The organism is Sphingomonas cavernae (assembly GCF_003590775.1).
Lineage (GTDB): Bacteria > Pseudomonadota > Alphaproteobacteria > Sphingomonadales > Sphingomonadaceae > Sphingobium_A > Sphingobium_A cavernae.
Genome location: NZ_QYUM01000004.1, coordinates 670,822 through 692,852, shown reverse-complemented (window position 1 = coordinate 692,852; position 22,031 = coordinate 670,822). Strand labels below are relative to the sequence as shown.

General features: G+C 63.6%; 19 protein-coding genes. 8 read left to right on the top strand and 11 right to left on the bottom strand.

The annotated features are described in order from the left end of the window. Nucleotide 1 precedes the first annotated feature (1 nt). The 4 genes from scpA (at nt 2) to D3876_RS18585 (ending at nt 5,931) form a co-directional block, all read left to right on the top strand. On the top strand, nt 2-2,266 hold the full coding sequence (gene scpA, locus D3876_RS18600) for a methylmalonyl-CoA mutase (RefSeq protein ID WP_119765038.1): 2,265 nt from the start codon (nt 2-4) through the stop codon (nt 2,264-2,266). After that, on the top strand, nt 2,263-2,829 hold the full coding sequence (locus tag D3876_RS18595) for a hypothetical protein (RefSeq protein WP_147417690.1): 567 nt from the start codon (nt 2,263-2,265) through the stop codon (nt 2,827-2,829). The genes scpA and D3876_RS18595 overlap by 4 nt, the downstream gene beginning before the upstream one ends. Next, nucleotides 2,826-3,818: a biotin synthase BioB gene (bioB, locus tag D3876_RS18590; RefSeq protein WP_119765034.1), complete on the top strand. Its 993-nt coding sequence runs from the start codon at nt 2,826-2,828 to the stop codon at nt 3,816-3,818. Before D3876_RS18595 ends, bioB begins: the two co-directional genes overlap by 4 nt. A 130-nt stretch (nt 3,819-3,948) precedes the next feature. After that, nucleotides 3,949-5,931 carry an acetyl-CoA carboxylase biotin carboxylase subunit gene (locus D3876_RS18585; protein ID WP_119765032.1) on the top strand — a complete coding sequence of 661 codons (1,983 nt, stop codon included), beginning with the start codon at nt 3,949-3,951 and terminating at the stop codon, nt 5,929-5,931. 127 nt (nt 5,932-6,058) lie between these two features. On the opposite strand, the gene glk is transcribed toward D3876_RS18585, so the two are convergent. From glk to D3876_RS18570, 3 genes are all read right to left on the bottom strand, one after another. After that, nucleotides 6,059-7,030: a glucokinase gene (glk, locus tag D3876_RS18580; protein WP_119765029.1), complete on the bottom strand. Its 972-nt coding sequence runs from the start codon at nt 7,028-7,030 to the stop codon at nt 6,059-6,061. 209 nt (nt 7,031-7,239) lie between these two features. Then, the gene (locus tag D3876_RS18575) at nt 7,240-7,488 is read right to left on the bottom strand and encodes a hypothetical protein (protein WP_119765027.1); all 249 of its coding nucleotides are present in this window, start codon (nt 7,486-7,488) and stop codon (nt 7,240-7,242) included. A gap of 1 nt (nt 7,489) precedes the next feature. After that, nucleotides 7,490-8,566, bottom strand: a complete 1,077-nt coding sequence (locus D3876_RS18570; protein ID WP_338014348.1) for a Leu/Phe/Val dehydrogenase — start codon at nt 8,564-8,566, stop codon at nt 7,490-7,492. A 123-nt stretch (nt 8,567-8,689) separates the two neighbouring features. On the opposite strand from D3876_RS18570, the gene D3876_RS18565 reads away from it, so the two are divergent. After that, entirely contained in the window at nt 8,690-9,154 is a 465-nt protein-coding gene (locus D3876_RS18565; RefSeq protein WP_119765707.1) for an Lrp/AsnC family transcriptional regulator, read from the top strand. A 4-nt stretch (nt 9,155-9,158) separates the two neighbouring features. Here the strand turns inward: D3876_RS18565 and bla are convergent, their stop codons facing one another. Continuing rightward, nucleotides 9,159-10,073 carry a class A beta-lactamase gene (gene bla, locus D3876_RS18560; protein WP_119765025.1) on the bottom strand — a complete coding sequence of 305 codons (915 nt, stop codon included), beginning with the start codon at nt 10,071-10,073 and terminating at the stop codon, nt 9,159-9,161. A gap of 98 nt (nt 10,074-10,171) precedes the next feature. On the opposite strand from bla, the gene D3876_RS18555 reads away from it, so the two are divergent. Next, nucleotides 10,172-11,041 carry a LysR family transcriptional regulator gene (locus D3876_RS18555; RefSeq protein WP_119765023.1) on the top strand — a complete coding sequence of 290 codons (870 nt, stop codon included), beginning with the start codon at nt 10,172-10,174 and terminating at the stop codon, nt 11,039-11,041. Here D3876_RS18555 and D3876_RS18550 read toward each other — a convergent pair. From D3876_RS18550 to D3876_RS18520, 7 genes are all read right to left on the bottom strand, one after another. Then, a complete protein-coding gene (locus tag D3876_RS18550) occupies nt 11,038-11,682 on the bottom strand; it encodes a glutathione S-transferase family protein (protein ID WP_119765021.1) in 645 nt (214 codons plus the stop codon). The two genes, D3876_RS18555 and D3876_RS18550, sit on opposite strands and share 4 nt — an antisense overlap. 46 nt (nt 11,683-11,728) lie before the next feature. Then, nucleotides 11,729-12,082, bottom strand: a complete 354-nt coding sequence (locus tag D3876_RS18545) for a DUF2171 domain-containing protein (RefSeq protein ID WP_119765019.1) — start codon at nt 12,080-12,082, stop codon at nt 11,729-11,731. Between the two features lie 105 nt (nt 12,083-12,187). Continuing rightward, a complete protein-coding gene (locus D3876_RS18540; RefSeq protein ID WP_119765705.1) occupies nt 12,188-13,234 on the bottom strand; it encodes a glutathione synthetase in 1,047 nt (348 codons plus the stop codon). A gap of 14 nt (nt 13,235-13,248) precedes the next feature. Then, nucleotides 13,249-15,111 carry a flavohemoglobin expression-modulating QEGLA motif protein gene (locus D3876_RS18535; protein ID WP_182912067.1) on the bottom strand — a complete coding sequence of 621 codons (1,863 nt, stop codon included), beginning with the start codon at nt 15,109-15,111 and terminating at the stop codon, nt 13,249-13,251. Beyond that, nucleotides 15,101-15,904 (bottom strand): N-formylglutamate amidohydrolase, encoded by an 804-nt coding sequence (locus tag D3876_RS18530; RefSeq protein ID WP_119765703.1) that lies wholly within the window; start codon nt 15,902-15,904, stop codon nt 15,101-15,103. The genes D3876_RS18535 and D3876_RS18530 overlap by 11 nt, the downstream gene beginning before the upstream one ends. Nucleotides 15,905-15,977: 73 nt before the next feature. Then, nucleotides 15,978-16,490 carry a hemerythrin domain-containing protein gene (locus D3876_RS18525; RefSeq protein ID WP_119765701.1) on the bottom strand — a complete coding sequence of 171 codons (513 nt, stop codon included), beginning with the start codon at nt 16,488-16,490 and terminating at the stop codon, nt 15,978-15,980. 119 nt (nt 16,491-16,609) lie between these two features. Continuing rightward, a complete protein-coding gene (locus tag D3876_RS18520) occupies nt 16,610-17,983 on the bottom strand; it encodes an aminotransferase-like domain-containing protein (RefSeq protein WP_119765015.1) in 1,374 nt (457 codons plus the stop codon). 85 nt (nt 17,984-18,068) lie between these two features. Here D3876_RS18520 and D3876_RS18515 point away from each other — a divergent pair, with 85 nt between their 5' ends. Both D3876_RS18515 and D3876_RS18510 read left to right on the top strand, forming a co-directional pair. After that, nucleotides 18,069-18,518, top strand: a complete 450-nt coding sequence (locus tag D3876_RS18515) for a DUF983 domain-containing protein (protein ID WP_119765013.1) — start codon at nt 18,069-18,071, stop codon at nt 18,516-18,518. A gap of 358 nt (nt 18,519-18,876) precedes the next feature. Continuing rightward, nucleotides 18,877-21,642: a DUF5695 domain-containing protein gene (locus tag D3876_RS18510; protein ID WP_119765699.1), complete on the top strand. Its 2,766-nt coding sequence runs from the start codon at nt 18,877-18,879 to the stop codon at nt 21,640-21,642. Nucleotides 21,643-22,031 lie beyond the last annotated feature (389 nt).

The window sequence follows — 22,031 nt, the reverse complement described above, 5'->3', positions numbered from 1 at the left end:
GATGACTGACAAGCCGACGCTCCAGAATTGGGAAGCCCTTGCCACCAAGGAGGTCAAGGGCAAGGACCTGAACTGGCACACGCCCGAGGGCATCACGGTGAAGCCGCTCTACACGGCGGAGGACGTGGACGGCATCGAGACCGGTTTGCCTGGCTTCGGTCCCTTCACACGCGGCGTGCGCGCGTCGATGTATGCGGGGCGCCCCTGGACGATCCGGCAATATGCAGGCTTTTCGACCGCCGAGGAATCGAACGCCTTTTACCGCCGCAATCTGGCTGCGGGGCAGAAGGGGCTTTCGGTCGCCTTCGACCTTGCCACGCACCGCGGCTATGACAGCGATCACCCGCGCGTGACGGGCGATGTCGGCAAGGCGGGCGTCGCGATCGACAGCGTCGAGGACATGAAGATCCTGTTCGACGGCATTCCCTTGGGTGAAATGTCGGTTTCGATGACGATGAACGGCGCTGTGATCCCGATCCTCGCCTTCTTCATCGTCGCTGGCGAGGAGCAGGGGGTTCCGCAGGAGAAGCTGGACGGCACGATCCAGAACGACATCCTGAAGGAGTTCATGGTCCGCAACACCTATATCTACCCGCCCGAGCCGAGCATGCGGATCATCTCGGATATCATCGGCTACACGTCGGCGCACATGCCGAAGTTCAACAGCATTTCGATTTCCGGCTATCACATGCAGGAAGCGGGGGCGACGCAGCTTCAGGAGCTCGCCTTCACGATCGCCGACGGCAAGGAATATGCGCGCGCCGCGATGGCGAGCGGGCTCGACCTCGACAAGTTCGCGGGGCGCCTCAGCTTCTTCTTCGCGATCGGCATGAACTTCTTCATGGAGGTGGCGAAGCTCCGCGCCGCGCGCAAGCTGTGGCACCGCGTGATGACCGAGCTGGGAGCCAAGGACGAGCGCTCCAAGATGCTCAGGACGCACTGCCAGACCTCGGGCGTGTCGCTGACCGAGCAAGACCCGTACAACAACGTGATGCGCACGACGATCGAGGCGATGGCGGCGATGCTGGGGGGAACGCAGTCGCTCCACACCAACGCGCTCGATGAGGCGATCGCGCTGCCCACCGACTTCTCGGCGCGGATCGCGCGGAACACCCAAATTGTCATCCAGGAAGAGACGGGCATGTGCAATGTCGTCGATCCGCTGGGCGGCAGCTATTATGTCGAGGCGCTGACGCAGGAGCTCTACGACAAGGCGTGGGAGATCATCGAGCGCGTCGAGGCCGAGGGCGGCATGGCGAAAGCCGTGGCGAAGGGCTGGCCCAAGGCGATGATCGAGGAAGCCGCAGCCGCCCGTCAGGCACGCGTCGACCGCGCTGAGGATGTGATCGTCGGGGTCAACAAATACCGGCTCAAGGAAGAAGAGCCGATCGACATCCTCGACGTCGACAACGTCGCGGTTCGTGAATCGCAGATCGCGCGCATCAACAAGATGAAGGCGAGCCGTGACGACGCGAAGTGCCAGGCCGCGCTCGATGCATTGCGCGAAGGGGCGCGACTTGGCGCCGGGGCTCCCACCCCTTCCGTTCGCCCTGAGCCTGTCGAAGGGCCGTCCTTTTCTTCATCTGGGGAAGCAGTAGGGGCAGGGCTTCGACAAGCTCAGCCCGAACGGGGTGTGGAGACCAATCTCCTTGCACTCGCGGTCGAGGCCGCCCGGCAGCGCGCGACGCTCGGCGAGATTTCGGCGGCGATGGAGGATGTGTTCGGGCGCTATGGCACCGTCCCGACGCCGGTGAAGGGCGTCTACGGTGGCGCCTATGGCGGTGACGATCGCTGGGCGCGTGTCGTCGACGGCGTCGAGGCGGTTACGCGCCGCAAGGGGCGCAAGCCGCGCATGCTCGTCGCCAAGATGGGGCAGGACGGGCATGACCGCGGCGCCAATGTGATCGCGTCGGCCTATTCCGACATGGGTTTCGAGGTCGTCAGCGGTCCGCTCTTCCAGACGCCGCAGGAGGCGTTGGCGCTGGCGCTCGACAAGGACGTCGACGTGGTCGGCGCATCGAGCCTCGCCGCAGGGCACAAGACGCTGATCCCCGAACTCATCAAGCTGCTCAGGGATGCGGGCCGCAGCGACATCAAGGTTGTGGCGGGCGGCGTGATCCCCGCACAGGATTATGACTTTCTGCGTGCGGCGGGCGTCGCGGGGATTTATGGTCCTGGCTCCAACGTGGTCGACAGTGCAGCGGACGTGCTGCGCCTGCTCGGCCACAACATGCCCCCCGAGGGGCTGGAGGAGGCTGCGGAATGAACGCTCACGCCATTACACTTGTCGCCCTCGCCTCGTTGACCGCGACGGCTTCGGCGGCAACCGCTGACGAAGCTTCGCCCTATCAGGCGATTTCGCTCGAGAAAGTCGAACCCCAGCAGGCGATCGAAAAGTTCGGGGCGGTGTGCCTGCCCGGCTTTCCCGATGCCGACGGTTTCCGGTCGGCGCTGAAAAACTCGCCCGATCCCTATGTGCGCGTCGCCACCGCCGACCCCAAGAAGCGGCAATTGTGGCGCACCGACAGCGTGTATGTGAACTATTCCTTCGCGACGCCGGGCAAGGCCGAACCCGCTGTTCCTCAGTGCAATTTCGATGCCGTGGCCCCGGGGGCGGTCGATCGCGAATATGTCGCGCAACTGATCGAAAGACTGATTGAGCGCGAGTCAAAGGCAAGGACGCGGCCCGCGCGCACGTCCGCCAATGGCTATTATAGCTGGAGCTGGACGGTGAAGAAGCAGCCCGTGCGGCTGCTCTACATTTACGGCCCGCCGCTCAAGCCGCATCAAATATCCCTTTCGCTTCAAGTCTGGAATGGAACTGAATGACCGTGCGTACCGACTGGACCCGCGAGCAAATCGCGGGTCTCTTTGACCTGCCGTTTAACGACCTGCTGTTCGAGGCGCAGTCGATCCACCGCGCCAATTTTCCGCGCAACGAGGTGCAGCTCTCGACGCTGCTCTCGATCAAGACGGGCGGTTGCCCCGAGGATTGCGGCTATTGCAGCCAGTCGACCGAGGCCGAGAGCGGCTTGAAGGCGACCAAGCTGATGGACGTGCAGGCCGTGCTGCAAGCCGCTGCGCAGGCCAAGGATCATGGATCGGGCCGGTTCTGCATGGGCGCGGCGTGGCGCAATCCCAAGGATCGCGACATGCCCAAGCTGGTCGAGATGGTGAAGGGCGTGCGCCAGATGGGCATGGAAACATGCATGACGCTCGGCATGCTGACCGAGGGGCAGGCCAGGCAGCTCGCCGAGGCCGGGCTCGATTACTACAACCACAATATCGACACTTCCCCCGAGAACTACGCGAACGTCATCACGACGCGGACCTTCGAGGACCGGATCGAGACGCTGGAGAATGTGCGTTCGGCGGGGATCAACGTGTGCTGCGGCGGGATTGTCGGCATGGGCGAGACGCGCAGCGACCGCATCGGCTTCATCCATGCGCTCGCCACGATGCCGCACCCTGAGAGCGTACCGATCAATGCGCTGGTGCCCGTGAAGGGCACGGTGCTGGGCGACATGCTGGCGGATACGCCGCTCGCCAAAATCGATGAGATCGAGTTCGTTCGCACCGTGGCTGTGGCGCGCATCGCGATGCCGCATTCGATGGTGCGCCTGTCGGCGGGGCGCGAGAGCATGAGCGAGGCGTGCCAGGCTTTGTGCTTCATGGCGGGCGCGAACAGCATCTTCACGGGCGACAAGCTGCTGACCGCGGCCAATGCGGGCGACGACAAGGACGCCGCGCTGCTCGCGAAGCTGGGCATGAGTGCAATGCAGGCGCAGCCGCACGGGCATCTGGAAGCGGCGGAATAGGTGACAACACCGTCATCCCGGACTTGATCCGGGATCCATGAACGCGGGCGGTGCAGGTTTTGACGGGACGGTGTTCATGGACCCCGGATCAAGTCCGGGGTGACGATTGGGTGGTTTTGAAGGGACTGGAATGATAACGAAAATCCTGATCGCCAATCGCGGCGAAATTGCGTGTCGCGTCATCCGCACGGCGCGCAAGATGGGCATCAAGACCGTGGCGGTCTATTCGGACGCCGACGCGCGCGCGCCGCATGTGCTGATGGCCGACGAGGCCGTGCATATCGGCCCGCCGCCCGCGGCCCAGTCCTATCTGATTGCCGACAAGATCATTGAGGCGTGCAAAGCGACGGGCGCGGATGCGGTGCATCCCGGCTATGGTTTTCTTTCGGAGCGCGAGAGCTTTCGCAAGGCGCTGGACGAAGCAGGCATCATCTTCGTCGGCCCGCCCGCCAATGCGATCGCGGCGATGGGCGACAAGATCGAGTCCAAGAAGCTCGCCCTGGAAGCTGGCGTCAACGTCGTTCCCGGCTTTGTCGGCGTGATCGACGACACCGAGCATGCGGTGAAGATCTCCAACGAGATCGGCTATCCCGTGATGATGAAAGCTTCTGCCGGCGGCGGCGGCAAGGGCATGCGCCTTGCGTACAGCGAGAAGGATGTCCGCGAGGGCTTCGAGGCGACCAAGCGCGAGGGGCTTGCGAGCTTCGGTGACGATCGCGTCTTCATCGAGAAGTTCATCGAAAGCCCGCGGCATATCGAGATCCAGGTGCTCGGCGATCAGCACGGCAACATCGTCTACCTGAACGAGCGCGAATGCTCGATCCAGCGCCGCCACCAGAAGGTGGTCGAGGAAGCGCCGTCGCCCTTCGTGTCCCCTGAAATGCGCAAGAAAATGGGCGAGCAGTGCGTCGCGCTCGCGCGCGCGGTCGGCTATTTCAGCGCGGGGACGGTCGAGCTGATCGTCTCGGGCGCGGACAAGACCGGCGACGGCTTCTACTTCCTTGAGATGAACACCCGGCTTCAGGTGGAGCATCCCGTCACCGAGGAGATCACGGGCCTCGACCTCGTCGAGCAGATGATCCGCGTCGCCAATGGCGAGAAGCTGGCGTTCGGCCAAGAAGACGTGAAGATCAACGGCTGGTCGATCGAGAACCGCGTCTACGCCGAAGATCCCTATCGCGGCTTCCTGCCCTCGACCGGTCGCCTCGTGCGCTACAATCCCCCCGAAACCGGCGACGGCGTGCGCGTCGACGACGGCGTTCAGGAGGGCGGCGAGGTCTCGATGTTCTACGATCCGATGATCGCCAAGCTCATCACCTGGGCGCCCACGCGCCTCGAGGCGATCGACAAGCAGATCGACGCGCTCGACCGTTTCGAGATCGAGGGGCCGGGGCACAATATCGATTTCGTCTCGGCGCTGATGCAGCATGAGCGCTTCCGCTCGGGCAACATCACCACGGGCTTCATTGCCGAGGAGTATCCCGACGGTTTTACCGGCGCTCCCGCGGACGCGAAGCTTCAGCGCAGCCTTGCGGCGATCGCGGCCTTCGTCGCGACCGCACATGCGGATCGCGCACGGCGCATTTCGGGCCAGCTCGGCGACCGGCTCCAGCCGCCGTCGCTGTGGCAGGCCAAGGTCGGCGACGCGCTGATGGACGTCGCGATCGATTATGACGAGGTGCGCGTCGATGGCGAACTGCTCGATCTCGACCTGAGCTACACGCCCGGCGACCGGATCATCGAGGCCGAGGTCGACGGGCAGCCGCTCGCGGTACGGATTTCGGGCATCCGTTCGGGTTTCCGCCTGACGACGCACGGCAAGAGTCACGATATCCGCGTGCTTCCCGCACGCATCGCGCGGCATGCCGCGCATATGATCGAGAAGATTCCGCCCGACCTTTCCAGGTTCCTGCTTTGCCCGATGCCCGGCCTGCTTGTCTCACTCAACGTGGGCGCGGGCGACAAGGTGGAGGCTGGCCAGCCGCTCGCGGTGGTCGAGGCCATGAAGATGGAGAACATCCTGCGCGCCGAAAAGGCGGGCGTGGTCAAGAGCGTCAGCGCCAAGGCGGGCGACAGCCTCGCGGTGGACGCGGTGATCCTCGAGATGGAGTAGGGCTTTCCCGGGCCTTTCCATCCGTCATGCTGAACTTGGTTCAGCATCCATGAACGCCGACCCTTGAGAATAATCTCGGTGGCCTGCGTTCATGGACCCTGAACCAAGTTCAGGGTGACGTCTCTCTTTAACCCCGATATTTTTCCGCCCAGGCGGCCGCCGCGCCGTAGAGGCCCGGCTGCGGATGCGTGATCTGTTTGACGGGAATCGCGGCCATCATCGCTTCGAAACGGCCTTTGGCGCGGAAGCGTTCGGCGAAGCCCGAGCGGTGGATGGTGTCGGCGATGCGCAGGCCGAGCCCGCCGGCGATCACGACGCCCTGCGCACCTTGCGCGAGCGCGATGTCCCCGGCGGCCGCACCCAGAGACTGGCAGAAGCGGTCGAGCGCGGCGCTCGCGAGGCTGTCGCTTCCCTCAAGCGCCATCGTCCAGAGCGCCTTGTCGTCCTGCACATGGACCGCGCGGCCCTCGATATCGGCGAGGGCCTCGTAGATGTTGACCAGTCCCGGTCCCGAAACGATGCGCTCGATGGAGACGCGGCGATAGCGCTTGCGCAGCCGCTCGAGGATCGCATCTTCGATGCGGTCGAGAGGCGCGAAATCGATGTGGCCGCCTTCGGTCTCGTTCACGAAATAGCGATCCCCGCGGCGAAGGAGATGCGCGACACCCAGACCCGTGCCCGGGCCCACAATTGATATGATACCGTTGTCAGGAAGCGCGACTTCGGGACCGCTCAGATGGCGGAAATGCTCCGCTCCCATCTGTGCGACGGCATGGCCGATCGCGCCGAAATCGTTGACGATAACGTAGCTTTCGACGCCAAGCCGCTCGCCGATCAGCGAGGGCCGGATGATCCACGGGTTGTTGGTGAGCTTGATCACCTCACCACCCACCGGGCTCGCGACCGCGATACCCGCCTTGTCGGGAAGCGTCCGGCCCCGCCCCGCGGCGAAATGCTCCCAGGCAAGCTGCAGGCTGGCATGCTCGGCGGTCTTGAGCGTGGCGGGCTCGTCCATATGAACGACGCGGCCTTCCGCAACCTCGGCGAGCGCAAAACGGGCGTGGGTGCCCCCGATGTCCACGGCAACGATCTCGGTCATGGGGCGGTCATGGCTGGCAATCCGATGAAAGGCAATATTGGGTAGCGTTTCGGATGGTGTGTGCCTTCGGATCGCGGCGCTAGACCTTGATCGTTTCAGGCTGGATCAGCCTGAAACGATCAAGGTCTCAACCATTTGAATAAAGCCTGATTCACGCTTTCGGCGGAAGCGCGTAGCGCTTCCACCTCAAACGATCAGGCTCTACCGGGTCAGGCCGAAAAGGCGAGCGAGACCGTTTCGACAAGGCAGGACGCGCGCATCTTTTCCGCGATGATGTGCGCATTGGCCAGCGGCAGATGGTGCTGCGTGATCTCCACCGCGAGCCCGTCCTCGTTCGCCTGCATCGCGATCGCGGCGGGAACCAGCCCGAGCTGAGCGAAATAGTTGAGCAGCCGCGGCACCGTCTGCGGATCGGCGGCAGCGCGGATCGCGAAATGCGCGCGCGAGGCGGGGCTCATTTCACGCCGCCCGGACGAGGTGTGCGTGTTTCGCGCCCGCCGCATTCGCCATGATCTGCCGCGCCATCCGGTCGGCGACGATGTTGGTGGGAAGCCCCTCGCGCATGGCGCGTTCGAAGAGCGCGCGCATCCGGGGCCCGATCGCGCGCACGCGCCCCTCGACCTCACCGGCGGTCTCGCCGAGATATTCGGCGGCGACGTTGATGATCCCGCCGGCGTTGGCGACATAGTCGGGCGCGTAGAGAATGTCGCGCGCGTGGAGCAGCGCGCCGTCTTCCGCGGTCGCGAGCTGATTGTTGGCAGCCCCCGCAACTACCGCCGCGCGCAGGCGCGGGATGCTGTGCCGATCGAGAACCGCGCCGAGTGCGCAGGGTGCGAACACCTCGGCGTCGGCCTCGGCGATCGAGGCCGCTGGAAAGACGCGTGCGCCCGTTTCAGCGGCGAGCGCTTGGGCCCGGCGCTCGTCGGCATCGGCCACGATCAGCCGCGCGCCCTCGGCGGCGAGCAGGCGGCAAAGATGCCCGCCGACATTGCCCGCGCCCTGCACCGCGACCGCGACATCGGCGAGGTCCTTGCCGAGCCGGGCGTGGACCGCGACGCGCATCGCCTCGAGGACGCCGAGCGCGGTCCAGGGCGAGGGATCGCCGCCGGCCATGCCCTCTGCGGCGCGCAGCCCCGCGACATGCGCGGTGCGCGTGCGGACGCGTTCCATATCGCCGACCGCTGTCCCCACGTCCTCAGCCGTGACATAAGCACCGCCAAGCCGCTCGACAGCCTCGGCGAAGCGCTCCAACAGCGCGCCGCGGTCGAAATCGCCTTCGGGACACTGGAGCACAGCCTTGCCGCCGCCAAAGGGCAGGCCGGCCATCGCGTTCTTGTAGCTCATCCCGCGTGCAAGCCGGATCGCGTCGATCGTCAGCGCCTCTCGGTCGGGATAGTGCCATAACCGGCAGCCGCCCGCCGCAGGACCGAGAACGGTCGAATGGAGCACGATGACGCCGAGGAACCCACCTCTGCCATCCTCGATCAGATGGATCTCTTCGGGGGGTGTGTCGCCGATCGTATGCGGTAACGTCATCATCATGCTCCTTTGTGGAAAGGAGGATTATCACGACACGCGACGGAATATTTTTCTCATTTCGCGCAAAATCGAGCATATGGGGATTATATATGCTCCATAGGCGCTGTGGGAGAATAAATGATGCAGGACGTTCTCGACGCCTTCGATCGCAAGATCCTGGCGCTGTTGCAGCGCGACGCAACGCTGTCGACCGCGGAGATCGCCGAGCGCGTCGGCCTGTCGCAGTCGCCCTGTTGGCGGCGCATCCAGCGGCTGCGCGAGGCGGGCTATATCCGCGCGGAAGTCGCGCTGCTCGACCGCAAGAAGATCGGGCTTAACGCGCAGATCTTCGCGCAGGTGAAGCTCTCCGCGCACGGCCGCACGCATCTCGACGAATTTTCGACGGCAATCCGCGGCTTTCCCGAGGTGCTCGAATGTTTCGTGCTGATGGGGCCGGTCGACTTCCTGCTGCGCATCGTGGCCGAGGACATCAATGCCTATGAGCGCTTCTTCTTCGAGAAACTGTCGCGCGTGCCCGGGGTGCAGGAGGTGAACTCGGTGGTCGCGTTGTCCGAGATCAAGGCGACCACCGAATTGCCGCTTTAACGGGTCAGCCTGCCGCGCTGACCGCTTGCGCAATCGCGCGGGCGACGTCGGCGTGGACGGCGCTGTTGGTCTCGAAGGGGAGGGGGCTGGCGGTCAGATAGCTCGCGACCAGGATCGGCGCGCGGCCTGCGGGCCAGAGGATGCCGATGTCGTTGACGGTGCCGCGCTCGCCGGCGCCCGTCTTGTCGCCCACGCGCCAGTCGGCTGGCACGCCCGCGCGCAGGCGCGTGCCGCCGGTCTGATTGGCCACAAGCCAGCCGATGAGAATATCGCGCGAGCCCGGTGTCAGCGTGGAGCGGGTCAGCAGGCGGCGGAGGTTGCCGAGCATCGCGGCCGGGGTCGTCGTGTCGCGCAGATCGCCCGGCATCGCTTCGTTGAGCCAGGGTTCGATACGGTCGATCCGGGTGTAGCGATCGCCCAGGTTTCGCGCGAAGGCGTTGAAGGCAGTTGGCCCGCCGAGCGCGGTGAGCAACAGGTTCGCGGCGGTATTGTCGCTGGTCGTCATCGTCGCCGCGCAGAGCTCGCCCACCGTCAGGCCGGGCGCGCCGACATGCTCGCTGGTGACGGGCGAGTGCGTCACGATCTGGTCGGCGGCGTATCTGATCCGGCGATCGAACTTCTCCTGGCCGCGATCGACGCGTGCGAGCGTCGCTGCCGCCAATAGAAATTTAAAGGTGCTGCACATTGGGAACCGTTCATCGCCGCGATGCGAGAAGCGCGCGCCCGAACTCGTGTCCAGCACCGCGACACCCAGCCGACCGCCATTTGCGGCTTCGAGCGCCGCGATCCTGCGTGCGAACGGGTCATCAAATAAATTTACGCTATTTCGGGACTTTGCCGACAGTCCAGGAACTCCGGCCAACGTGGTCACGATCAGTGCGCTGCCAAGGGTCAGCATTGCCTGCCGTCTTTCAATCATGGTTTCGTCTCCCTTTCTAGCGCGATCATGTCGGCATAGTGTGTTGCGGACAAACGATGATATGTCGGTCGAGCCATTAGCTGAATTTGGGTTTTATCATGGAGAGACCGCAATTGCCGCTCAACGCCCTGCGCGCCTTCGAGGCTTCGGCGCGACATTTGAGCTTCACGCGCGCGGGGCTCGAATTGTGCGTGACGCAGGCGGCGGTCAGCCATCAGGTGAAGCGGCTCGAGGAACTGCTCGGCGCGGCGCTGTTCCGTCGCCTGCCGCGCGGTCTGGCGCTGACCGACGAGGGCGCGGCATTGTTGCCCGCGGTCGCCGAGTCCTTCGGGCGCATCGGCGAGATGCTGGAGCGTTTTGCCGACGGCCGTTTCCAGGAAGTGGTGACGCTGGGGGTGGTGGGCACCTTTGCGGTGGGCTGGCTGATGCCGCGGCTGGCGGCGTTCCGCAGCGCCAATCCCGGGATCGATCTGCGTCTGCTCACCAACAATAATCGTGTCGACCTTGCGGGTGAGGGGCTCGACTTCGCGATCCGCTTCGGTGACGGCGCGTGGCACGGCACCGATGCCGACAAGTTGTTCGACGCGCCGTTCGCGCCGCTGTGCAGTCCCGCGATTGCCGCACGGATCGCATCCCCCGCAGATCTGGCGCGCGAGACGCTCCTGCGCTCCTATCGCGCCGACGAGTGGTCGCTGTGGTTCGCCGCAGCAGGCGCATCCGCGCCGGCGATCCGTGGACCGGTGTTCGATTCCTCGCTCGCCATGGCGCTTGCGGCCGAGGCGGGGGCAGGGGTGGCGCTGCTCCCCGCCGACATGTTCGCGCGCCAGATGGGTGAAGCCAGTCTCGTCCGTCCGCTTGCGGTCGAGGTGGTAACGGGCAGCTATTGGCTGACGCGACTCAAGACGCGGGCGCCAAGCCCCGCGATGCTGCAGTTCCGCGAATGGCTGATGGCGACGGCTTGCGGCTAGTCCGGAAAGTTGCGTGCGATCACTGATGCAACAGCCGGGTGCGCGGCGGCGCGGTCGGCGATCGCAATCAGTCCCGGCGCGTTCTGTTCGAACCACGGCCTGCAGGGCCGCCAGCGGACCATGACCGCGACATAGATGTCGAGCGCGCTCATCGTCTCGCCGAGCACCCAGGGCGCCTGCGCCTCGCCTTCGAAAAATCGCCACAGCCGCTTGCGATAGTCGATCACGCTGTCGCGCAGCGTATCGGCATCGCCGGGAGCCCAGCGCTCGGGATAGTCGGCATAGGTGAATGTCGCGTAGACATTGGCGACCAGCCAGACGAGATAGCGCAGGAACCGCGCGCGGTCGGGCGATCCCGGCGGGGGCGCGAGGCCGGCCTCGGGAAAGCGCTCCGACAGCCAGAGCGTGATCGCAGCGCTTTCGGTCATGACCGCGCCATCCTCCAGCACAAGCACGGGAATCTGTGCCAGCGGGTTGAGCGCCAATATCCGGTCGCGCATCGGGCCGGGTTCGTCAAACCCCTCGACATCGACGAAGTCATACTGGACTTCGGCGACCGAGAGCATCGCCTCGACGAGCGTCGACCCCCAGCCGGGTGCGCCGTAGAGCGTTGGGCGGACGGGTGCCGTGCTGGATGTCATGATGCAATGGGTGCCACAGGGCGACGATATTGGGAATGGTGCCGGACTATCGCATCAGGATCAGCAGGGCGATCGCGATGACCACCAGGACCAGGATCAGCCAAATCGCGGGGCCGATTCTGAATCCCGTCCGGCCATCTTGCTTGCCGCGGCCGGGATGAGCCTCGCGCTCGAAGGCCTTTGCTTTCAAGCCAGCGGCGGCTTCGCCACCCGTCCGGTTTAGTCGAACCTGTCGGTCGACGGAATCCACCCAGTCATGGGGTATGGTCTGAAGCTCGCCCTCGGCAGAGCCCAATCTCTTGATGACCAGCCCTTCGGGCGACCCGTTTTCGACGGTGCCGATGAGTTCACCATCGGCGGTTAAGACCTGCATTCCGCGAGCAGGCTTGAGATCGGCCATGCGATCCTCCTGTCCAGGAGAGTGAAACGCCTGACTCGTCGGATCTGTTCCGGCGCCGTAACTGCCCGTCGCCGTCGCTTGTGGGAAGAGAGCGATCGGCGGGCGCTACATCACCGCCAGTGCGCGGTTGTCGAAGGCACCCGCGAATTCGGCCGCGATTTCGATCTTGCGTTCGATGGCAGCGATGATCGGCGTCGCGAAATTGACTCCCGCAAGCTTGCTGCAGCTTTGCAGGTTGCCGGGGCTGAAGACATTCACCTCGAGAATCTTGTCGCCCACAATGTCGATGCCGACAAGGAACATGCCGTCGGCCATGAGCTTGGGTCGAATGAGTTCGGCGACCCGCAATTCCTTGTCGGTAATATCGACCGCTTCCGCCTTGCCGCCCGCATGAATGTTGCTGCGAATATCGTCCTTGGAGCTGACGCGCCGGAGCGCCGCGAACTTCTTGCCGATCTGCAGCGGGCGGCCGTTCATCAGGAAGAGCCGGATATCGCCTTTGGCCGCGGCCGGCACATAGGCCTGGGCGATGATATAGCCGTCGCGCGTGATCGCCTCGATCATCTGGTTCATGTTCGAGGCATTTTCCGATCCGACAAGGAACACGCTCTGGCCGCCCGAACCCTGAAGCGGCTTCAGAATGATCTTGCCGCCGTGATCCTTGGCAAACGCCTTCACGTCGCTTGCGAATTTGGTGATCAGCGTGTCTGCGCGGACAGCTTCGGGGAATGACTGGAAGTAGAGCTTGTTGATCGCAAGCGACAGGCTGTCGGGGTCATTCAACACCAGCACGCCGCGCTCAGCCGCAGCCCGGCCGAATATGATGCCCACATCTTCGGACCAGGGCCTGGCCTGCGCGTCGAGCGAGGGGTCGCTGCGGAGCATCAACACGTCGATCTCGCGCACGTCGATCGTGACCGCGTCATGATCGACCGCCTGCATGTTCTTGAAGAACTCCGCCGCCGTGCGCGCCTTTTTCTGTGGCGCAAAGCGCGCATGGACATGCAGCTCATCCTGCGGATTGAGCATGAAGTCTCCAGGCGTCACATAGCAGACACGGTGACCGCGCCGGGTGGCCTCGTGCGCCAGCACAGTCGTCGTGAAGCCTGCATGTTCGCGGTCCATGTCGTTGACGAAGAAGGCGATGAGCATGGGTGCGTTTCCATTCATATCAGGTGGGCAACCGAGGAAAGATTTCGCAATTGGTCGATGCGTTCCGTCGCGCCGTCGCGCGAAAGGAATTCAGGAATTGTGCGCGGACTTTTCAGGACACCGCGCAACGCCAGTTCCTCAACGACGGGAATGTGGCGCGCGGCGATCTTGCCGACCCAGAAGGGCGCCAGATTCTGCCCCGAGGCGAGCAGACCCAGTACCTCCTTGAATCCGCGCAGATAGATCGCGTCCTTGGTGAGCCCGCCGGAGCGAAAGACACGTGCCACAATGTTGAACGCAGGCGCCTGTTTGATACCGTTTTCTTCGGCCAGTAATCGGAAGCAATCAACGAAGCCTGCCCCTCCCAGCATCGCATGCACCACGACAACCCGGGCCGCGAGCAATCTGAGCCGGGCGCGCGTCAGGCCGTTGGATACCGCTTCGGCGAACACTCCCAATCCCTCCTGGATGCCTTCGTAGCCGGCGAGGCCCGTTCGGAAGATCTTCAGTCCCTGTGCGTCGCCGTTGACGCAGGTCAGCAAATGCACGCTCACTTCGTGCTGCAGGAGCGCATCCAGTCTCGCCCGGCGCATTCTCGTGGCGCTCGAGATCAGCAGATTTCGGCCGGTGACCATGAGGCCGGGCGCCAGATCGTCGCGTATGCTCGTCCGCGCGATGAAGCGAGGGTCGGACTCTCGGTAGCGGCGTATGAGCGACCTGGCAGTTTCGCGGATCGTCGCCGCGTCCACCATTTCGGGCTTCTCGTCCCGATCCGTGACGGGGCGGTCGAGGATTTCCTGCGCCGCCGCGAGCAATTCGGGTTCGACTGGCCCGTAAAGCATCAGCGAAGCATAGCGAAAGGTCGGCGTGTTCCGGTGGTGGAGCATGGTAAGCTGTTGATCGAGTTCGTGCCGTTTCTCGGCGAACAAGGTTTCGAGCACGGGATCCTCGGCGCGCCTCAGGTCGATCGCATAGAGCGCGCGCTTGGCAAGGTCCGGGTCGACGGGAAGGGGTCGATAGCGGAAGACCGGACTGGCTTCGAAGCGGGAAGCCTTGAATTGCTCGAAGGCCTCGACAGTGTTCACGGGCGAGATGCCGAGAAGAAAATCGTAGGAGGTGGCAACGCGCAGCAATTTGCGATCGATCGAACGCGCCGCGGTGACGAATGTGCTTCGGCCAAGCGAACGATGGGATTTGGGCGCATCCTTGCCCGAGCGCGCGATGAATATCCGGAATGCCTGCAATAGCGCGTCGAACACGCTGACCGACAAGTCATGGAGGAGCTGCGGGTAGACTGCGGTCTTGCCGGGCACGCGATAGTTTTGGGGAAGTCCAAGCGAGAGGTGAGAGATGTGGGAAGCATTGTCCACCATCGGTTCGACGCCCGGCTCGAACCACGCTTTTGACACATGCTCGACCGCACATGTGCGAAGATCCGCCGTAATTGCCGTGAGCGCTTCCGTCAGGCATTCCGAGGCCGCCTGCGCCGCCGGATCTTCCGACGCGCTCAGCCGACAGGTGAAGCGTTCGAGCCTCGGTGCTGCTTCATCAAGCACGGGATCGCGCGGCAGGTCGTAAAGCGACACAAGCAGCAGCGGGGCGTCTCGCTTGCGCTGCCTCGCGCTAATTGCGGCAATGATGGCAAGCGCTTCGGCATCGCTTTCGCCGCTCCACAACACATAGGCCGGACTGAGGCTCGCCACGAGTCCTGCAAGGCTGTTCGGATCGCGACCATTCACACGGCAGAGCATGAGAAAGGGCAGGGGCCGATCAATGTGCGCCGTGCCACCGTTCGCAAGGGGCACGCGAAATGCGTCAGCATCAGTATTCTTGCTGATATCGCTCGTCATGCGCAGGGGCAACGCACTAGCGGCCATCAAGAAGTTCCCTGCAGGTCGCGGCGACGTGGTTGATGAACGCACGCATATGGCCGAGCGCCTGGGGATCGGGCTTGCCCGTCCACTCGTCCATGTAAAATTTCTTGAACTCGAGCGCGATGGCGCAGCCCGACTCCGGAAAATTGCCATGCACGAAGCGGGCAAGCTCGCCCTTGCCCTGAAATGCGATGTTCTCGCGCACGTCTAAAGTGCGCCCGCCGAAATCAAAAGCGCGCATCGCGTCAATGAGCGGATCGAGCAGCCATGCCCATCGCGCACGCGGCATCGAGAATGTCCCGATATTGATTTCGGGCGTCTCCGCCTGCGGCGCGGGATCGCCGTCAGGCCCGGTGCGACGATGATTATAGCTGTGGACGTCGAGAAGCACGAACCGCCCGAAATCGGCTTCGAGTTCGCCGAGCAGTTGCCGCATCATGGCATAGAAGCGGTCGTGGATCGCAAGCGAGCGCCGCACCAGTGCCTCGTCGGGTTCCTCAGCCCAGATCTTCAGCCCCCAGGACTGTTCGGTCGTGCGATAGACAGCCTCATGCCTCGCGCGGTTGAGATCGACTTCGAAGCGCGAGCGACCGGCAATGACGTGGACGGGCACGTCCGATATCGACCGACCGGTAAAGGGATCCTCTTCCCGCAGCCGATCGGCTTCCGGCAATAGCATCGCGTACCGCGTCTCGTTGCGCAGGCCGTGACCGTCATGGATGGCCGTCGCGACGACCGGACCGTCACCGCGCCTGAGCACCCACCATGGCGTGTCTTCGCCTTGTCCGTCGTTCATGACCAGGCTCTGGTTGTTCTGGTAAAGCAACAATCCAGAAGGCCAATGGTTGCGGTATTGGCTCGCCCGTCATCTATGCCGGAACCAGCTTCATTGCGATCGGCTGCGCAGCAGGAAGGCCGCCATTTTCGGCCTGGGCCTGAAGTTGCTGCTTTCGCGCCATCATCTGGTCACGCAACGCCACGAGGTCGACTCCGGTTCTGCGGCATTGGGCGAACATTCCGTCCGATGGCATCTCCTCTTCGTGAACGTGATGTTTGATCTCTTCCGACAGCACCGACACCTTCGCGTCATAAAAATCATCCGTCGGGGCGGATGCCTCGAGGTCGTTGATCAGAACCTTGGCGCCGTCGTGCTCGACATAGGCTTCGTCCAGCGTGTCGTCGGAAATCTTGCCGCGGAAAACCGGGTAGAGAATCTCTTCCTCGATCATGGTGTGGATCTTCAGTTCGGTGCATATCTGCCGCACAAGCGCTTGCTTTCGGTCCGCGCCGCTTGCCTTTTCGAACTGTTCGAACAAGCCCTCCACCTTGCGGTGATCCGCCTTCAAAAGTGCGATGGCGTCGGTGAACTCTCCGGTGGGCATCATGTCCTCCTGATCTTGGCTTCAATGTTCAGAAGCGAAGCGGAGAGCCGGATGTTCCGCGCGAACGACTCGCAAATAGCTGTGTGGTCGCTCAACTCAGATCAAGGTTTCCGTTGGCCTCATACCAGAAGTGATCGACGAGTGGCTTGCGCTGGGAGCAAGATTCGTAGTCGTTCCAACGCTATTCTCAGGCGCTCATGGTCGAGCGCGCCGCCAATGGAAATTCTCACCGCCGAAGGAGCGGCCGCCCTGTCGACGGCAAATGCTTCCCCGGGAACGATGGACAGGCCTGCCAGGCGAACCATCGATGCAAGCTCGGCTGCGGAAAGGCCGTCAGCCAGCTTCAGCCAGATGTGGTAACCCTCCGCGTGCGTCGCATAGTCCATGCCGTCCAGCACGCGCGCGACGATGCGCTGGCGCGCGATGCCCTCTTGCCGGACGGCGCCCACCAGATCGCCGAACGTTCCATCCTTCAACCATGAAGTGACGAGCGCGGCGTTGAGCGGCGGCCCCATGACTGCGGTTTCGTGAATAAAAGCCGCCAGATTCCATGCATCCTGGCCGGACGGCGCCCGAACATGAGCGATCCGCAGGACCGGAGAAATGATTTTCGACATGCTGGCGATGTGCCAGGTGCGCTCGGGCGCGAACGATGCCAGCGCGGGAAATGGCCTGGAAGGAAGCTGACCATATGCATCGTCTTCGATGATCATCAGTCCGTGTTCTTGCGCCGCTGCAGCGATAGCCCTGCGTCGACCCTTGCCCATTGTGGCGGTGGTCGGGTTGTCGTTCGTGGGAACCACGTACAGCGCTCGTGCCCCCGCGCGCGCCGCATTGGCCAGCGCCTGTGGATCGACGCCTTCATGATCGCACGGCAGCGGGACGAGACGAAGGCCAAGGGAGTTCGCAAGCGCGAGCAATCCCGGATAGGTGCAACTTCCCGCACAAATGATATCGCCCGATTTGGACGCCGTGCTCAGAATGGCGTGCAGTGCGTTTTGCCCGCCGGCAGCAATCACGACTTCATCCTCGCTTGAAGCAATGCCCCGCGCGGTCAGAGCGGCGGCAGCGGCCTTGCGATCATGAATGTTGCCGCCTGCTGGCTGATATTGGAGCAGCGGCGATTGACCGCCTGCGCGCAGCAGTCTCGTCAATCCTGTCCGCATCGCCTCCGGTAGAAGCGCGAAAGGTGGCTGGGGCGGCATGATCATGCCGCTGTCAGACACAGATTCGGCAATCAGATTGGCCGCGCTGTTGCGCACATAACTGCCCAGACGGCCGGATGCCTCGATCACGCCTGCTTCGCGGACAAGTGCATAAGCTCTTGTGACGGTCGTAAGATCCACGCCCAGCGCCTTGGCCAGCTCGCGCTGGGGTGGGAGACGCTCGCCCGCTCGCAGCACGCCGGTTCTGACCGCCTGATCGATGGCATCGGCAATGGCGAGATATTTCGGGCCGCGTGTGCCGTCGAGCGTGGGTAACCAAGTTTGCATGGATCTGGAAGCCATTTATGTATGGTACAAACATACATACAAAATGACTATATGACGAGCGCTATCGCAAAGAGGCGCGAAGGACATGCAAAGCACCATTCCCGACGATGACTCTGTCTGGCCCAAGCTGGATCCCGTCCGCACGGGCGTACACGGGCGCTGTCCCCGATGCGGCAAGGGAAAGCTGTTCGCGGGGCTCCTGCGTCTTGCCGACAATTGCGATCACTGCGGCCTGAGCTACGGTTTTGCGGATCCCGCCGATGGACCTGCCTTCTTCGTAATCTGCTTTGGCTGCGTTCCTGCGGTCGTATTCGCGTTGATGCTCGAGATCATGGCCCAGCCGCCATTCTGGCTGCATTTGCTGACATCACTCCCCTTCCTGGTGATCACCTGCCTCCTGCCGCTCAGGCCGCTCAAGGGCTGGCTGGTTTGCAGCCAGTTCTTTTTCAAGGCGGGAGAAGCAAGGGTCTGCGAGCCATGGCGTCCCTACGGCGCAGCCGGGCCTGTCGTGCAGCCGAGCAAACGGCCCTGGTGACCGATCGCCGCCGTGTCGCCCGGGCCATCCATCCGGGCTGCGATCTGACGAACGTCAGGAATACATTGCGCGGATGAGCGTCCATCGACGCTACGCCTAGCCGAACGCATTGTCTGCAGCGCGGCAACGCAGAATGTCACGCAGCGCCGCTGGTTCCCGGCGCCGCGCATCAACGACGACGAGCCAACAATCCTCACAAGCGCGGCCTCTTGTTCCCGCTCGTGTCGAACTTCGCGACAGATCCTGTCCGGTTCGAACGCGGCCGTTGACATATGGTAGAAAGTATACTTTTGTCGGAGTAATCGAGATGTCGGAATTTCCGGCTTTTCGGTCCGTCGAAGCAGGGGAACAGCGCGGCATGGAAAGACGAAATTATCGTGGTCAATACCGGCTTGCGGTGATGATGGCGCCTCTTGGACTGCTGGCGGCCGCACCACTTGTGCAGGGCAATGCGGCGCCCGCTGGCCAGACTGATTCTCAATCCGCGTCGCCTATGCGTTTCGAAACCGCGGAATTCACGCTCTCGCTCGATCCGGTGTCGCAAACGCTGATCTCACTGGCGCCCAAGGGAGGCGATGGCGTCGACTTCGCGCCGTCCGACCGCGCGGCGCAGCGGCTTGGCGACGGCTATTACAATGTCGGCGACATCGACCTGCGCGTCCGCCTCGCCGGGGAAGCGGCATGGCGCGACTATTCGACGGCAGCGCGGCGCACCCCGGTCCGCGCGCTTCCCGCGGGCGGCAACATTCTTGCGGCCGCCGATCTGAGCGACGATCTCGGCGCGCAACCCGGACTTCGTGTCGAGCGGCGCTGGATCACGGAGAAGGGCAAGCTCGCCCTGCGCTTTCGCCTGATCAATCCCGGCGATCGGGCGATCGAGATAGGCGGTCTCGGCATTCCGATGGTGTTCAACAACATCATTACCGATCGCTCGCTCGAGGAAGCGCACGTCAAGGCGAGCTTCGCCGATCCCTATATCGGCCGCGATGCCGGCTATGTTCAGGTGACGCGCCTCAACGGCAAGGGGCCGGCGCTGCTCGTGCTCCCCGAGGGCCGCACGCCGCTCGAAGCCTGGAAGCCGATCCTCGACCAGAAGAATGCGGACGGCAACCCCAAGCCGTTCAACGATCCCACCAAGCGCGGCATCACCTTCGAAGGCTTTCACCAGTGGATGGTCGCGAGCAAGGGCTTTGCCGAGACCGACTGGAAGGGCGCCGAGCAGTGGAATGCGTCCACCAGCTTCACCCTCGCACCGGGTGAAAGCCGCGAGATCGGCGTGCGCTTCGCGACGGCGCCCGCAATCCGCAAGATCGAGGAAACGCTCGCTGCCGAAGGGCGCCCGGTCGCGGTGGGCGTCCCCGGTTATGTTCTGCCGACCGACCTTGCAGGTGACCTCTTCCTGAAATCGGCGTCTGCGGTGAAGGGTATCACCGTCAGTCCTGCGGGCGCGATCGACGTAACGCGCGCGGGTTCGGCCAAGGGCTGGGCGCGATATCGGCTAAAGGGCAATGCCTGGGGCCGTGCGCGCATCGACGTCACCTATGCCGATGGCAGCGTTCAGGCGGTCCATTATTTCGTGACCAAGCCCAGCGGCGCGGCGGTCGCCGATCTCGGCCGCTTCCTGTTCGACAAGCACTGGTACGACAACCCCGCCGACCCCTTTGGCCGCTCACCCTCGCTGATGAGCTATGACCGCGACACCAATAAAATCGTGCTGCAGGAAGACCGCGTCTGGATGGCGGGGCTGAGCGACGAGGGCGGGGCGGGCGCCTGGCTTGCCGGCATCATGAAGCAGCTCGGCCAGCCCGACGCGGGCGAGGTCGCGAAGTTCGAGCGCTTCGTCACCGAAACGCTCGACGGGCGGCTTCAGGTGAATGAGGGCAAGGACAAGTTCGGCGTCCGCAAGAGCCTTTTCTTCTATGACCCGAAGGCAAAGCCCGACTTCGCCTATGATCCCGCGATCGACTGGAAGGCCTGGTCGGCATGGGCCAAGAAGGGTTCGGATTCGGTCGGCCGCTCGTTCAACTATGTCCATGTCGCCGCCGCGCAATGGGTGCTCTACCGGCTCGCGCGCTATCATGAGGGGCTGGTGAAGGCGCACGACTGGCGCTGGTATCTGAACCGCGCCTATGAAACCTCGATGGCGATGGTCCGGCTCGCGCCGCACTATGCGCAATATGGCCAGATGGAGGGCGACGTCTTCGTCGACATCCTCGACGATCTGAAGCGCGAGGGACTCGATGCCGAGGCGCGCTCGCTCGAAGCAATGATGCAGGGTCGGGCCGAGCGGTGGCGGGGCGAGGCCTATCCCTTCGGCAGCGAAATGCCCTGGGATTCGACAGGGCAGGAGGAAGTTTATGCCTGGATGCGCTATTTCGGCGATCATGAGAAAGCCGATCTGACGCGCGAGGTTATCCTGGGCTATGATCCGACGATTCCGCACTGGGGCTATAATGGCAGCGCGCGCCGCTATTGGGATTTCCAATATGCGGGCAAGGTGAAGCGGATCGAGCGCCAGCTCCATCATTATGGATCGGCCAACAACGCGATCCCGCTGTTCGACAGCTATCGCCGCGATCCCAAGGACATCCATCTGCTGCGCGTCGCCTATGGCGGGTTGATGGGGACCACGACCAATATCGATCAGGACGGCTTCGGCTCCGCCGCCTTTCATTCCTTCCCCGATATGATGCGCTTCGATGCCTATAACGGTGATTACGGCATGGGCTTTTTCGGCCATGTCTGGGAGACAGCGTCCTATCTGGTCGATCATCCGACCTTCGGTTGGATCGGCTTTGGCGGTGAGGTGACGTCCAAGGGCAGCCAAGTCAGCATCGTTCCGAAGGACAGCTTCCGCTCACGCATATTCGTCGCGCCCGCGGGCCTCTGGCTGACGCTCGACGCCGGACGGTTCGAGCGCGTCGACTATGACCCGAAGACGAAGCGCGTCCGCCTCACGCTGGCACCCGCCGACGCGCATACGCCACGCGCCTGGCTCAATGTGGAGACCACGGCGAAGGGGATGAAGCGCTATCGGCCCGGGGCAGGCGCAAGCCCGGAACGTGGCGGCTATGCGGTGACGCTCGGCAGCAAGGCCGTGCAGGTCGAACTGCTTCCTGAATGAGGGAAGGCCCCGGCTTGTGTCGGGGCCTTTGCTCATGAGCTGAGGCGCTTGCGACATGTCTGGAAAGTCGTGGAAAGCTCAAATTGCTCCCCTCCCTAGAAGGGAGGGGCCGGGGGTGGGTGGCGAGCGAAGCGAGCCCCTTCATACCTCCGTGTTTTGATCGCCTGACGGCGATACCCACCCCTAACCCCTCCCTTGCAGGGAGGGGAATGAAGGGCGCCACCAGCCTCTACCGACGGATGTCCGCCTCTGGGTCGAAATTTGACGAAGCCCCCTGTCAGCATGTCCGGCCGGACACGCTGACAGTTCCTTGAAGTCGTACTGACGAGCGGCGTTTAGGGCGCACAATCGGATTAAACGGTCGCCTTGAGGGCGTAGGGCCCCGGCAC

Coding starts and splice junctions, on each gene's coding strand:
- D3876_RS18550 (WP_119765021.1), bottom strand. CDS start 11,682: ATGACATCCAGCACGGCACCCGTCCGCCCAACGCTCTACGGCGCACCC.
- D3876_RS18535 (WP_182912067.1), bottom strand. CDS start 15,111: ATGGCCGCTAGTGCGTTGCCCCTGCGCATGACGAGCGATATCAGCAAG.
- D3876_RS18520 (WP_119765015.1), bottom strand. CDS start 17,983: ATGCAAACTTGGTTACCCACGCTCGACGGCACACGCGGCCCGAAATAT.
- D3876_RS18530 (WP_119765703.1), bottom strand. CDS start 15,904: ATGAACGACGGACAAGGCGAAGACACGCCATGGTGGGTGCTCAGGCGC.
- bioB (WP_119765034.1), top strand. CDS start 2,826: ATGACCGTGCGTACCGACTGGACCCGCGAGCAAATCGCGGGTCTCTTT.
- D3876_RS18540 (WP_119765705.1), bottom strand. CDS start 13,234: ATGCTCATCGCCTTCTTCGTCAACGACATGGACCGCGAACATGCAGGC.
- D3876_RS18565 (WP_119765707.1), top strand. CDS start 8,690: ATGCAGGACGTTCTCGACGCCTTCGATCGCAAGATCCTGGCGCTGTTG.
- D3876_RS18585 (WP_119765032.1), top strand. CDS start 3,949: ATGATAACGAAAATCCTGATCGCCAATCGCGGCGAAATTGCGTGTCGC.
- D3876_RS18575 (WP_119765027.1), bottom strand. CDS start 7,488: ATGAGCCCCGCCTCGCGCGCGCATTTCGCGATCCGCGCTGCCGCCGAT.
- D3876_RS18510 (WP_119765699.1), top strand. CDS start 18,877: ATGGAAAGACGAAATTATCGTGGTCAATACCGGCTTGCGGTGATGATG.
- D3876_RS18515 (WP_119765013.1), top strand. CDS start 18,069: ATGCAAAGCACCATTCCCGACGATGACTCTGTCTGGCCCAAGCTGGAT.
- D3876_RS18570 (WP_338014348.1), bottom strand. CDS start 8,566: ATGACGTTACCGCATACGATCGGCGACACACCCCCCGAAGAGATCCAT.
- scpA (WP_119765038.1), top strand. CDS start 2: ATGACTGACAAGCCGACGCTCCAGAATTGGGAAGCCCTTGCCACCAAG.
- D3876_RS18555 (WP_119765023.1), top strand. CDS start 10,172: ATGGAGAGACCGCAATTGCCGCTCAACGCCCTGCGCGCCTTCGAGGCT.
- D3876_RS18545 (WP_119765019.1), bottom strand. CDS start 12,082: ATGGCCGATCTCAAGCCTGCTCGCGGAATGCAGGTCTTAACCGCCGAT.
- D3876_RS18525 (WP_119765701.1), bottom strand. CDS start 16,490: ATGCCCACCGGAGAGTTCACCGACGCCATCGCACTTTTGAAGGCGGAT.
- glk (WP_119765029.1), bottom strand. CDS start 7,030: ATGACCGAGATCGTTGCCGTGGACATCGGGGGCACCCACGCCCGTTTT.
- D3876_RS18595 (WP_147417690.1), top strand. CDS start 2,263: ATGAACGCTCACGCCATTACACTTGTCGCCCTCGCCTCGTTGACCGCG.
- bla (WP_119765025.1), bottom strand. CDS start 10,073: ATGATTGAAAGACGGCAGGCAATGCTGACCCTTGGCAGCGCACTGATC.